This window comes from Streptosporangium sp. G12 (genome assembly GCF_052983175.1).
Genome location: NZ_JBRIQO010000039.1, coordinates 17,063 through 29,205 on the forward strand (window position 1 = coordinate 17,063; position 12,143 = coordinate 29,205).

General features: G+C 69.4%; 11 protein-coding genes. 8 read left to right on the top strand and 3 right to left on the bottom strand.

Annotation, left to right across the window (positions count from 1 at the left end; all coding sequences use genetic code 11):
- Positions 1–72: 72 nt before the first annotated feature.
- The 7 genes from ACVCAG_RS40900 (at position 73) to ACVCAG_RS40930 (ending at position 7,200) form a co-directional block, all read left to right on the top strand.
- Positions 73–432 (top strand): type II toxin-antitoxin system RelE/ParE family toxin, encoded by a 360-nt coding sequence (locus ACVCAG_RS40900; protein ID WP_440088547.1) that lies wholly within the window; start codon positions 73–75, stop codon positions 430–432.
- A gap of 7 nt (positions 433–439) precedes the next feature.
- Positions 440–718, top strand: a complete 279-nt coding sequence (locus ACVCAG_RS40905; RefSeq protein ID WP_362846078.1) for a helix-turn-helix domain-containing protein — start codon at positions 440–442, stop codon at positions 716–718.
- A 46-nt stretch (positions 719–764) separates the two neighbouring features.
- Positions 765–1,430, top strand: a complete 666-nt coding sequence (locus ACVCAG_RS40910) for a phenylalanine--tRNA ligase beta subunit-related protein (RefSeq protein WP_440088548.1) — start codon at positions 765–767, stop codon at positions 1,428–1,430.
- A 193-nt stretch (positions 1,431–1,623) separates the two neighbouring features.
- On the top strand, positions 1,624–5,322 hold the full coding sequence (locus ACVCAG_RS40915) for a multifunctional oxoglutarate decarboxylase/oxoglutarate dehydrogenase thiamine pyrophosphate-binding subunit/dihydrolipoyllysine-residue succinyltransferase subunit (RefSeq protein ID WP_440088550.1): 3,699 nt from the start codon (positions 1,624–1,626) through the stop codon (positions 5,320–5,322).
- A gap of 147 nt (positions 5,323–5,469) precedes the next feature.
- Complete coding sequence (locus ACVCAG_RS40920; RefSeq protein ID WP_329094229.1) at positions 5,470–5,646, top strand: DUF6104 family protein; 177 nt, start codon at positions 5,470–5,472, stop codon at positions 5,644–5,646.
- 70 nt (positions 5,647–5,716) lie between these two features.
- Entirely contained in the window at positions 5,717–6,514 is a 798-nt protein-coding gene (locus tag ACVCAG_RS40925) for a DUF4097 family beta strand repeat-containing protein (RefSeq protein ID WP_440088552.1), read from the top strand.
- Positions 6,511–7,200, top strand: coding sequence for a helix-turn-helix transcriptional regulator (locus ACVCAG_RS40930; protein WP_440088554.1), 690 nt, complete (start codon positions 6,511–6,513; stop codon positions 7,198–7,200). The genes ACVCAG_RS40925 and ACVCAG_RS40930 overlap by 4 nt, the downstream gene beginning before the upstream one ends.
- Positions 7,201–7,365: 165 nt before the next feature.
- On the opposite strand, the gene ACVCAG_RS40935 is transcribed toward ACVCAG_RS40930, so the two are convergent.
- On the bottom strand, positions 7,366–8,328 hold the full coding sequence (locus ACVCAG_RS40935; RefSeq protein ID WP_440088556.1) for a zinc-binding dehydrogenase: 963 nt from the start codon (positions 8,326–8,328) through the stop codon (positions 7,366–7,368).
- Between the two features lie 158 nt (positions 8,329–8,486).
- Complete coding sequence (locus ACVCAG_RS40940) at positions 8,487–9,371, bottom strand: hypothetical protein (RefSeq protein ID WP_440088558.1); 885 nt, start codon at positions 9,369–9,371, stop codon at positions 8,487–8,489.
- Positions 9,372–10,042: 671 nt separating this feature from the next.
- On the opposite strand from ACVCAG_RS40940, the gene ACVCAG_RS40945 reads away from it, so the two are divergent.
- Complete coding sequence (locus ACVCAG_RS40945; protein ID WP_440088559.1) at positions 10,043–11,158, top strand: trypsin-like serine peptidase; 1,116 nt, start codon at positions 10,043–10,045, stop codon at positions 11,156–11,158.
- A 122-nt stretch (positions 11,159–11,280) separates the two neighbouring features.
- Here the strand turns inward: ACVCAG_RS40945 and ACVCAG_RS40950 are convergent, their stop codons facing one another.
- Positions 11,281–11,931: an SSI family serine proteinase inhibitor gene (locus ACVCAG_RS40950; protein ID WP_447191417.1), complete on the bottom strand. Its 651-nt coding sequence runs from the start codon at positions 11,929–11,931 to the stop codon at positions 11,281–11,283.
- Positions 11,932–12,143: the final 212 nt, after the last annotated feature.

Below are 12,143 nucleotides of genomic sequence, written 5' to 3' on the forward strand. Positions count from 1 at the left end.
GCCGGTGACCTGCGGTTACCGATCTCGGCGTATCGCGGATTATATAATCGATGACATATAGCCTCACGCTCCGTGAGGCTATATGTCATCGAGCCCGAGATCCGATCTTGGCTTGAGTCGCTGTCCGAGCGCGACTACGTGAAGGTCGAAGCCCTGGCCGATCTCCTCTCCGAACAGGCCGAGACGCTCGACGAGCCGTACTCCAAGCACGTTGGCGGCAAAGTGTGTGAGCTGCGCCTCTCGCTCACACGCCGTCAGGTCAGGATCACCTACTGGCTCGCTCCCCGCCGGCGCATCATCCTTCTCACCGTCTTCACCAAGACACGCCGCAGGGAGACCGGTCGGATTGAACGCGCTCGTCGAGCACAGGTCGAATGTGAGAATCTTCATGTGGTCGCCTCGGAGGTCTACGACCGCGTCTGGAAGGACTGAGTGGGGCATGGCTCACAGCACGTGGGAGCGGACGGGCGCCGAGCGCCGGGCCGACGCCTACCAGGAGGCCCGCGAGGCGTTGCTTCTGGGGCAGCAGGTCTACAACCGCCGGACGGAACTCGGCCTTTCGCAAGCCGAGCTGGCCGAGCGGGCCGGGATGACCCAACCGCAGGTGTCCCGCCTGGAAACAGGGGGGGTCACCCCGACGCTGGCACTGCTCCGGCGCCTGGCGAAAGCGCTGGACGCCGACTTGAACGTCACCTTCACCCCCCACGCGGCCGCCTGACGCCGCTCCCGGGGGACAGGGGCGGTGGGCGCCCTAAACTGGGGGCGTGATCGAGGACATCCGGGTGGATCCCGCCGTCAGCATGCTCAGGCCCGACTTCGGGGTGCTGCTGATGGAGGTGTACGGGCTGCGCAACGGGCCCACGGACGACAGGTCGCGGGCCTGGCTGGCGGAGGCGGCGGAGAAGGCCGTGGCGGTCGACGACCCGAGGATCGAGGCGTGGCGGGAGGCCTACCGGGGGTTCGGGGCGAAGCCGCAGCGGACCAGGCCGTCGGTGGACGCGCTGGTCAGGCGGATGCCGCCGCCGGAGATCAACCGGGCGGTCGACGCCTACAACGCGATCAGCATCAGGCACGGCCTGCCGATCGGCGGGGAGGACCTGGCCCGCTACGAGGGGACGGCGAGGCTGGTGCGCGCGAGCGGCGACGAGCCGTTCGAGGTGATCGAGAAGGGCGAGCCCGCGATCGACCACCCGGAGGCCGGCGAGGTCGTCTGGCGCGACGACATGGGCGTCACCTGCCGCCGCTGGAACTGGCGGCAGTGCGTCCGCACCCGGATCACCGAGGAGACGACGGACGCGCTGTTCCTGCTGGAGCGGCTCGCCCCCCTGTCCCTGGAGGAGCTGCGCGCGGCCGGGGACGACCTGGCCGGGCTGCTCGAAGATGTCACCCCGGGGATACGGGTGGAGTCCCGGCTGGTCTGGCCGGGCTGATCATGCCTGCCACATCGGGCTGACCAGGGCCTGAGCGGGTAAACAGTTACCCGGTTGCTGACCGTTTTAACCCATGCTGAGAGGATCGGCAAGGAAGCTGTCGTCAGACTGGCGCAGGTCCGAGCCGAGGCGAGTAGCCTTGGACAGGTTCTCTATCATCAACGCCGATCTGCGGAAGAGGGCGATTTCCGCCGTGTCGTCTGAGTCGTCGCGGACAAACCCGCTGGCAGCCTTTGGTCAGAACGAATGGCTTGTCGACGAGCTGTACCAGAAGTACCTCCAGGACCCCGAGTCGGTCGACCGGGCCTGGTGGAACTTCTTTGCCGACTACAGCCCTGATTCGGGGTCCGGCCGTGCCGCACCCCCGGGGGCGGCTGCCGCCGCGCCCGCTCCACCGACCCCCGCTGCGCCCTCGGCCACCCCGGCTGCGGCTCAGGCCACCCCGGCCCCCGCGGCGACGACCCCAGCGCCGACGGCGGCCAAGCCCGCCCCGGCGGCCCAACCCAAGCAGGAGACGCAGTTGCCCGCCGCCGCCGGTGCCGAGGAAGTCCGACTACGCGGCGCCGCCGCCAGGACAGCGGCCAACATGGAGGCCAGCCTCGTCGTGCCGACGGCGACCAGCGTGCGCGCGGTCCCGGCGAAGCTGCTCATCGACAACCGGATCGTGATCAACAACCACCTGTCGCGCGGTCGCGGCGGCAAGGTGTCGTTCACGCATCTCATCGGCTACGCGGTGATCAAGGCCCTCAAGGTCCTGCCGGAGATGAACCACTCCTACACCGAGGTCGACGGCAAGCCGGTGCTGGTCAAGCCCGAGCACGTCAACCTGGGCCTGGCCATCGACGTCGCCAAGAGCGACGGCACCCGCCAGCTCCTGGTCCCGTCGATCAAGGCGACCGAGGGGATGGACTTCCGCCAGTTCTGGGTCGCGTACGAAGAGGTCGTGCGCAAGGCCAGGGCGGGCAAGCTGGGCGTCGACGACTTCAGCGGCACGACGATCTCGCTGACCAACCCGGGCACCATCGGCACCGTGCACTCGGTGCCGCGCCTGATGCCGGGGCAGGGCACGATCATCGGCGTCGGCGCGATGGAGTACCCCGCCGAGTACCAGGGGGCCTCCCCCGACACGCTCTCCCGCCTCGCGGTGAGCAAGGTGATGACGGTCACCAGCACCTACGACCACCGCATCATCCAGGGCGCCCAGTCGGGTGACTTCCTGCGGCAGGTCCACCGGCTGCTGCTCGGCGAGGACGGCTTCTACGACGAGATCTTCGAGGCCCTTCGGATCCCGTACGAGCCGATCCGCTGGGTCCAGGACATCTCAACCACCCACGACGACGACGTGGCGAAGTCGGCCCGGGTCATCGAGCTGATCCACGCCTTCCGGGTCCGCGGCCACCTCATGGCCGACACCGACCCGCTGGAGTACAAGCAGCGCAAGCACCCCGACCTCGACATCAAGTCGCACGGCCTCACCCTGTGGGACCTGGAGCGCGAGTTCGCCACCGGCGGCTTCGGCGGCCGGCCCCTGATGAAGCTGCGCGACATCCTCGGCGTGCTGCGTGACTCCTACTGCCGCACCATCGGCGTCGAGTACATGCACATGCAGAACCCCGAGGAGCGGGCCTGGATCCAGGCCCGCATCGAGCGGCCGCACGCCAAGCCCGACCGCGAGGAGCAGCTGCGCGTCCTGGAGCGGCTGAACACCGCCGAGGCGTTCGAGACGTTCCTGCAGACGAAGTTCGTCGGGCAGAAGCGCTTCTCGCTGGAGGGCGGCGAGTCGCTGATCCCGCTGCTCGACTCGGTGCTGAGCGCCGCGGCCGAGGAGCGGCTCGACGAGGCCGTGGTCGGCATGGCCCACCGCGGCCGCCTCAACGTGCTGGCCAACATCGTCGGCAAGTCGTACGGGCAGATCTTCGGCGAGTTCGAGGGCAACATCGACCCGCGCAGCGCCCACGGCTCCGGCGACGTGAAGTACCACCTGGGCGCCAGCGGCGACTTCGTCTCGCCCGACGGCTCCAAGCTCAAGACCTCGGTTGTGGCCAACCCCTCCCACCTGGAGACGGTCGACCCGGTCCTGGAGGGTGTGGTCCGCGCCAAGCAGGACCTCCTGGAGCGCGGCGAGGAGGGCTTCACCGTCCTGCCGGTGCTCGTGCACGGCGACGCGGCCTTCGCCGGCCAGGGTGTGGTGGCCGAGACGCTCAACCTGTCGCAGCTGCGGGGCTACCGCACCGGCGGCACCGTGCACATCGTGGTCAACAACCAGGTCGGCTTCACCACCAGCCCGGCCAGCTCGCGCTCCAGCGTGTACGCCACCGACGTGGCCCGGATGATCCAGGCCCCGATCTTCCACGTCAACGGCGACGACCCCGAGGCCGTGGTCCGGGTCGGCAAGCTGGCGTTCGAGTACCGCCAGGCGTTCCGCAAGGACGTGGTGATCGACCTCATCTGCTACCGGCGCCGGGGGCACAACGAGGCCGACAACCCGGGCTTCACCCAGCCGCTGATGTACGACCTGATCGACGCCAAGCGCTCCACCCGCAAGCTCTACACCGAGGCGCTGATCGGCCGGGGCGACATCACGGTGGAGGAGGCCGAGGGCGCGCTCCGCGACTACCAGGCCAAGCTGGAGAACGCCTTCGCCGAGACCCGCGCGGCGGCCAAGGACCCGACGGGCGAGTTCTCCCGCCCGGTGGACATGGAGAACGTCCCCTGGTCGCACGAGGACGTCAAGACGGCCGTCTCCGAGGAGACCGTCAAGCGGATCGTGGAGACCCAGCTCAACATGCCCGAGGGCTTCACCGTCCACCCGCGCCTGCTGCCGGTGCTGCAGCGCCGCGGGCAGATGGTCGCCGAGGACCACATCGACTGGGGCATGGGCGAGACCCTGGCCTTCGGGTCGCTGCTGATCGACGGCCACCCGGTCCGCCTCGTCGGCCAGGACTCGCGGCGCGGCACGTTCACCCAGCGGCACGCCGTGCTGGTCGACCGCGTCACGGGCGAGGAGCACACCCCGCTCAAGACGTTCAACCAGGGCACCACGAAGTTCTACGTCTACGACTCCCTGCTGAGCGAGTACGCCGCGCTCGGCTTCGAGTACGGCTACAGCGTGGAGCGGCCCGAGGCACTGGTCGCCTGGGAGGCGCAGTTCGGCGACTTCGTCAACGGCGCCCAGTCGATCATCGACGAGTACCTCACGTCGGGCGAGCAGAAGTGGGGCCAGCGCTCCGGCGTCACCCTGCTGCTGCCGCACGGCTACGAGGGGCAGGGGCCCGACCACTCCTCGGCCCGCATCGAGCGCTTCCTGCAGATGTGCGCCCAGGACAACATGACCGTGGCGCAGCCCACACTGCCGGCCAACTACTTCCACCTGCTGCGCTGGCAGACGCTGTCGAACCGGCACCGCCCGCTGGTGGTGTTCACGCCCAAGTCGCTGCTGCGGCACAAGGCGGCGATCTCGGCGGTCGGCGACTTCACCTCGGGGTCGTTCCAGCCGGTGCTGGGCGACACCACGGCTCCCCCGGCCGGCGTCCGCAAGGTCGTGCTGGTCTCCGGCAAGCTCTACTACGACCTGGCGGCGGCCCGTGACAAGCAGGGCCGCAACGACGTGGCGATCATCCGCCTCGAGCGGCTCTACCCGTTCCCCGCCGACCCGTTGGAGGCCGAGCTGAGCCGCTACGCCGCCGACATCGAGCTGGTGTGGGCGCAGGACGAGCCGCTCAACATGGGTCCGTGGCCGTTCCTGGCTCTCAAGATGGCCGAGAACCCGGGGGTCTTCGGCGGGCGTTCGATCAAGCGGGTCTCCCGCAAGGCCAACTCCTCGCCGGCGACCGGCTCGCACTCCACCCACGAGGCGGAGCTGCAGCAGATGCTGGGCGAGATCTTCAACTAGGCGACCGGCCCCGGCCGGTCCGCGCAGGCATCACCACGGAAGTCCCCCGCAGGAGCCTCTGCGGGGGACTTCCCCGTTTGTCGCGAGCGTCATCACGAGGTCGCGAGCACGACCACAGCGTCATCAGTGTCATTGAGGGAGAACGCGATGTACTTCACCGATCGGGGCATCGAGGAACTCGTCGCGCGCCGGGGCGAGGAGGAGGTCACCGTCGTGTGGCTGGCCGAGCGGCTGCGCGAGTTCGTCGACCTGAACCCCGACTTCGAGACGCCGGTGGAACGGCTGGCCACCTGGCTGGCCCGGCTGGACGACGAGGACGACTGAGAAAAACGCGATATATCTTGACCCTCCGAATAACGCGACATATCGTGTTCATTACAAGGAGGTCATCTACATGCGGCAATGGACGATAGAGAAGCCGGAGCAGCTCACCTTCGACTCCGTCAGGAAACTCAACGTGCGCATCGTGGCGGGGAAGCTGGCGGTGCTGGCCAGCGACGGCCCTCCGAGGCTCGAGGTCACCGAGGTCGACAGCCCCCCGCTGCTCGTCACCCACGACGACGACGGCACGCTCACCGTCACCTACAGGGATCTCACCTGGGACGGCCTGCTGGGCTGGCTGCGCCCCGGCCGCCGCCGGGCCACGCTCGCGCTGACCGTGCCGAAGGACTGCCCGGTCAACGTGGGGGTCGTCTCCGCGTCCGCGGTCGTCACCGGGTTCGAGGGCCACACCTCGGTCAGAAGCGTTTCGGGCGGGATCGTGCTCGACGGGGTGAGCGGCGAGATCAACGCCGACACCGTCTCCGGCGACGTGGAGAGCCGCGGCCTGGTCGGCGACCTGTCGTTCAAGAGCATCTCCGGCGATCTCACCGTCGCCCAGGGCACGCCCCGGCGGTTGAGCGTCACCACCGTCTCCGGCCGGATCACCGCCGATCTGGAGCTCCCGCCGACCGGCCACGTCACGATGAACAGCGTCTCCGGCGACATCGTGCTGCGGCTCCCGCACACGGTCGAGACCGACGTCAAGATCCGTTCCAACTCGGGCAGGCTCGACGCCGCCTTTTCCGAACTCGACCACTCCGCCCAGCCCGGCGCGAAGACGCTGGGCGGCCGGATCGGCGGCGGCATGGCGTCGCTGACGGCCAACACCGTCTCCGCCGACGTCACTCTTCTGAAGGGAGTCCAGGCATGAGCCCGGTCTTCGGCCACGGAAGGCTCCGGCTCTATCTCCTGAAGCTGCTGGAGGAGAGCCCGCGCCACGGCTACGAGGTGATCCGGCTGCTCCAGGATCGCTTCCTCGGCGTCTACTCTCCCTCCCCCGGCACGATCTACCCGCGCCTGGCCCGCCTGGAGGAGGAGGGCCTGGTCACCCACGAGGTGGTGGACGGCAAGAAGGTCTTCACCATCAGCGACCGGGGCCGCGACGAGCTCAACGAGCGGCTCGACGAGCTCGCCGACCTGGAGCAGGAGATCTCCGACTCCGTCCGCGACATCGCCCGCGAGGTCAAGGAGGACGTGCGCGACACGGTCAAGTCGCTGCGCGAGGAGCTCACCCAGATGGCGCGCGAGGTGCGTCAGAGCCCCGAGCAGGACCCGCGCAAGGTCTGGCGCGAGCAGAAGACGGAGTGGCAGCGCCAGAAGCGTGAGTGGCAGCGCCAGACCGGCGAGTGGAAGGACGAGTGGAAGCGCGTCTGGGCCGACGGCTTCACCGGCGAGGGATCACGGGCCGGAGACGCCCGGCTCGGGCAGATGCTGGCCGAGTTCGTCGAGGAGGTTCGCAGGGACGCGGCGGCCGCGCAGGTCAGCGAGGAGACCCTGGCGACCGCCCAGGACGCCCTGTACGACGCGGCCCGCCGCATCCGCGACGCGCTCCGGTGATCCCGGCGACGCCTCGTAAGACGCCCGCCGGGAGTGGCACGTCACGGCCGGCGGCCTCCGTGAGGCGGCCCGCACGGCACGGGTGAGCCACCCCCGGCGCCGGGCCACCCCCGCGGGAACGCCGAGCCACCCCGGCCCGCGAGCCGCCCCCGGGACCTGCCGGGCTCATCCCGGCAGGGTGAAGACGACCTTTCCGAAGAGTTCGCCCTCGTGCATGGCCGCGAAGCCCTCGCGGGCCTCGGCCAGCGGGAGGGTGCGGTCGATCAGCGGGCGAGTGCCGGTCTGCTCCAGGAAGCGGGCCAGCCTGCCCAGCTGGTCGCGGGTGCCCATGGTGGAGCCGATCACCGACAGCTGCAGGAAGAAGACGCGGTTCAGGTCGGCCGGCGGGACGGCGCCGCTGGTCGCGCCGGAGATCACGATCCGGCCGCCGGGGCGCAGCGCCTTCAGCGAGTGCCCCCAGGTGGCCTGGCCGACGGTCTCCATCACCGCGTCGACCCGCTCGGGCAGCCGGGCGCCGCTCTCGAAGACCTGGTCGGCGCCGAGTTCCAGGGCCCGCGCCCGCTTCTTCTCCGAGCGGCTGGTCGCCCAGACCCGGTATCCCCCGGCCCGGCCCAGCAGGATCAGTGCGGTGGCCACGCCCCCGCCCGCGCCCTGGACCAGCACGGTCGAGCCCGGCTCGAGCCCGGCCTTGTCGAACAGCATGCGGTAGGCGGTCAGCCAGGCCGTCGGCAGGCAGGCGGCCTCCTCGAAGCTGAGCGCGGCGGGCTTGGGCACGAGGTTGCGACGGGGCACGACGACCCGCTCGGCGAAGGTGCCGTCGTGTTTCTCCGAGAGCAGCGAGCGCTTCGGGTCGAGCGTCTCGTCGGCACCACTGCCGATCACCGAGTGCACGACGACCTCGTTCCCCTCCTCGTCGAGCCCGGCGGCGTCGGTGCCGAGCACCATCGGGAGCTGCTCCTGGCGAAGGCCCATCCCCCGCAGGCTGAACAGGTCGTGGTGGTTGAGCGAGGCGGCCCTCACCGTGACGGTGGTCCACCCGTCGGGAACCTCGGGTTCCGGGCGCTCACCGAGCGTGAGTCCGGCGAGGGGGTTGTCGGAATCGATCCGCGTGGCGGTTACAGCGAACATGGCCGCACCCTACGCCGTCCGCGCGGCCACCACCGCGTACGGGGCCGCGCCTCACGCGCTCCGCGCGGCGTACCGGGGCCGTGTCTCACACCCTTCGCGCGGTGAACGGGGCCGCGCCTCATGTCCCCCGCGCGGCGATCACGGTGAACGGGCCGCCGTTACGCCGTCCGCCTGACGGTCATGCCCGCCATGGTCCGCTCGACGTGTCCCCGCTCCCCCGAGGCCGCGACGTACACGCCGTCCTGGCAGGTCTCCGCGGAGAAGCGGCGCCGCTGCTCGATGACGGAGAGCTCGATCGACGCGACGTCGCAGCCCGGCACCGGAGCCAGCACCAGCAGCGTCTCCCTGGCCCCGCCGAACCACAGCTGCGGTCCCAGCGGCTCACCGTCGAGGATCTCCCCCTGCGTGGCCAGCCGCACCGGGGGCGTGGCCTCGAGCACGAGGTAGCCGCCCTTGGTCACCTTGCCGCGCAGGTTGCGCGCCCAGAGCATGCGCTGCTCGAAGGGCATGCCGTCCTTGAGATCGCGCAGCGCCACGAACCACGGGTCGAACGCGAACAGCAGCACCTCGCCCTCGGCAGGGCTCATCGGATGCCAGAGGGTGACCCGCTTGGCCAGTCGCCTGATCATCGGCTGCCCTCGGGAGACCCCCGCCGGACCGCCTGACGGCACGGTCAGCTGCCGGTACGGGCCGGTGTCGCCGTCGAGCCGGCCCGACATCGCGGGCCGGACCCCCAGCCCGGCCAGGCCCAGCTCCGCCGGGTAGCTCACCTCCGCCGCCGAGCCGTCGGGGAAGACCACGTCGAGGATCTCCCTGCCGCCCTTCTTGCGGAATCCCGGGTTGAGCACGTTCGGGACCTGCTCCGCGACGGTCCCCGCCCGGGTGGGCACCGGCGGCGGGAACGGCGGCGAGATCGTGTCCGGCCGCTCCCGGGCCGTCGTCAGGTTCCACGCCACGAGCGCCGCCAGCGCGGCGACGCCGATCCAGGGCCACGGTCCCTTCCGGGACCTCGCCTCGATGATGTCGTGCTGACCACCGGCCACGTCCTCGGCCGCCTCCTGCAGAAGGTACGGTTCCCGGCCCCATCTTCGGGGTCCGGCGGTCTCGGCGTCCGCGTCAGTACCGTCACGAATCAGAATCGATGCCTCGGAGAGAGGGCGCCGTCACACCGCGACGTCCGCGTTCCTGCGCCCTGGTTCCGGCACCCGGGTCCCGGCGCCCGCTCTCGGGTGGCCGGGTCGTGCGGTCCGTGCGCCGGTGCCCCGTGACGTTCCGGTATCCGTGTTCCGAGGGTCACGTCGCGGGATCCGTGGTGCGGCACCCGTGTCCCGGGACCGCTGTTCCGGTATTCGGCTCGTCCGCTGCGGCCACCTCACGGAAAATGACCATGAGAAACCGCGGAACAGCATCGAGAACGTCACCGCACCCGACACTCCAAAGGTGTCGAAGTTGCTCGAGAAACCTTCGGTAATCGCTGTTACCGGTGATGACGGCGATGCCTCTGAGATCGCCCCGCAACTGCGATGAGCTGCGGAAATGCCTATTCGTTAACTTATAACAAATAGCTATTTAAATAACAAGACAGCATCGGATGGAACCATCTCAGACTTTTTCCCGTCAATTCCTGCCCGCCGCTTGATCCAGTCAGTAACGTTCCGATCGTTTTCCCGGCGAGGAGAAGTCCCGTCTCCGCGCTGAGAACGAAAGGAGCTTCATGAATTCCCGAGCACGGCGCCTCACGATCCCCCTCACCGGCGTTCTCATGATCGCCGGAGCGATCGGCGCCACCACCGGTGCCAACGCCGGTACGGCCCCCAAGGACGTGGTCAGTTCCCAGGCCTCGGAGACGGCCGGCCAGGCCACCTCCTTCTGGTCGCCCGAGCGGATGCGCAAGGCCACGGACGCCACCGGCGACCTCGACCTGAGCGTCAAGGGCGGCAAGGCCTCCAGCGCGGCGGGCCCCGACGGCCCCGGCGGGTCGGTCCCGCCGATCGGCGCGGAGGGCACCAAGTCCTCCAAGAGCAAGCAGGTGAACCTGCCCAACACCGTCGGGCGCGTCTTCTTCACCCTGCCCGGCGCCAACCCGTCGGACCCGAAGAGCTGGAAGTACTGCTCCGGCAGTTCGGTCCAGGGCAAGTACCGCAACGTGGTCGCCACCTCCGCGCACTGCGTCTACGACGTGAAGACCAACCAGTTCTACGACAACTGGATCTTCATCCCGTCCTACTGGGACGGCAACCAGGCGTGGGACGGCAAGAACCCCTACGGCATCTACGCGGCCAAGTGGTTCAACGCGCACGACGACTTCGTGGTGAAGGAGGACTACGACTACGACTACGCCTTCGTCAACGTCCACTCCGGGTTCAAGGTGAACTGGGAGAAGGACAAGGACAACAAGTGGAAGCCGGTCATCAAGAACGTCGGCCGTCTCGGCGACAACGTCGGCGGCCAGGGCTTCGCCTGGAACCAGAAGGTCAAGAACACGGTCTTCTCCTTCGGCTACCCGGCCGGCCTGCACCCCGACGGCGACAAGCCCTTCTCCGGCCGCACGATGAAGTGGTGCTACGGCAAGACCGGCGCCATGCCGGCCGCGCCGAAGTACAACGTCCAGGAGCACATCGGCTTCAAGTGCGCCTTCACCTCGGGCGCGAGCGGCGGCCCCTGGCTCTACAAGTACAAGAGCTCCAGCCGGACCGGCTACCTGATCGGCGTCAACAGCATCGCCTGGGACACCGACAAGAACGACCGGTACGACAAGATCTCCTCGCCGTACTTCAACGGCGACACCTACAAGGTCTACAAGGCCGCGGCCAACCGCTGGACCAGCTGACCCGCACCCGCGGCCGACCGTAAGGCCATTCGGCCGGCCGCGGCGGACGGGCAGTGAACAAGCAGGGAACGAGCAGGGCCCGGTCCCAGGACCGGGCCCTTTCCCGAAGAGAGCGGGGACGGCTACGAACCCGGCCGCCGGATCGGCCCGGGGAACGTTCCGGGCAGCGGCCCGGGAAGGGCCGTCACCGTGTCCGGAACGCTCCATCCCGGTCGCCGGGAATCGCCTCCCAGGGCGAAGACCGCGCCGGTGGCGGCCCGCAGCGCGCACGGGCTGCCGTAGGTGCGTTCGAACCGGACGAAACGGTTGTTCCAGATCCCGCTGGCGGTCACCGTGACCGGGTCGTACTGCAGGGTGCACGCCACCCCCGTCCTCGCCCTGAGCCTGGCGGGGTCACCCCGCACCTCGGCCAGCGCCTCGCAGGCGCGGACCGCGTCGGGATGGGTGCCGCCGGGCCGGTCGCACAGCAGCAGGGCGTGGCCCGCCACGGGCACGGGCTTGTCGCCCTGCGCGAGGCTCAGCACGAGCGCCCTGGCGCTGCGCGGAGGCCTGGCGCCGGGAAACGGTTCGACCGGTCCTGGCATGACGTGGGCGGGCCCGCCCGGATGGAGCGGGAGCGGCCGCGTCACCTGCGGTCCCGAGTCGCCGGGGTAGGGGTACGGTCTCGTCTCCTGCCACCCCGGGCCGGGATCGCGGGGCGGCACCGTGGACGCCACGGCCGTACCCGAGAGCTGGAAGAGGCCGACAACGGCCAGACAGAGAAGACGCCGCATGAGATCCCCCGATGACGTGTGACGCGGATGCCGGCTCAGCCTGCCCTCGGACGCTCTCGCGGGACACCGACAAGCCTGGGTGTTTCCGCAGTTCATACGGTCACATGACCCGCGGGGGACCTCTCGATCAAGTTCAGGTAGATCAGACGGACTCCGAGGATTCCTGGTTCCACGGATTTAGTAACAAAAATATAACGGTCCGACCCCGTGCC

Bases quoted from the DNA above. Each gene is read 5' to 3' on its own strand.
- ACVCAG_RS40925 (WP_440088552.1), top strand. From the start codon at position 5,717: ATGCGGCAATGGACGATAGAGAAGCCGGAGCAGCTCACCTTCGACTCC.
- ACVCAG_RS40935 (WP_440088556.1), bottom strand. From the start codon at position 8,328: ATGTTCGCTGTAACCGCCACGCGGATCGATTCCGACAACCCCCTCGCC.
- ACVCAG_RS40945 (WP_440088559.1), top strand. From the start codon at position 10,043: ATGAATTCCCGAGCACGGCGCCTCACGATCCCCCTCACCGGCGTTCTC.
- ACVCAG_RS40930 (WP_440088554.1), top strand. From the start codon at position 6,511: ATGAGCCCGGTCTTCGGCCACGGAAGGCTCCGGCTCTATCTCCTGAAG.
- ACVCAG_RS40905 (WP_362846078.1), top strand. From the start codon at position 440: ATGGCTCACAGCACGTGGGAGCGGACGGGCGCCGAGCGCCGGGCCGAC.
- ACVCAG_RS40920 (WP_329094229.1), top strand. From the start codon at position 5,470: ATGTACTTCACCGATCGGGGCATCGAGGAACTCGTCGCGCGCCGGGGC.
- ACVCAG_RS40950 (WP_447191417.1), bottom strand. From the start codon at position 11,931: ATGCGGCGTCTTCTCTGTCTGGCCGTTGTCGGCCTCTTCCAGCTCTCG.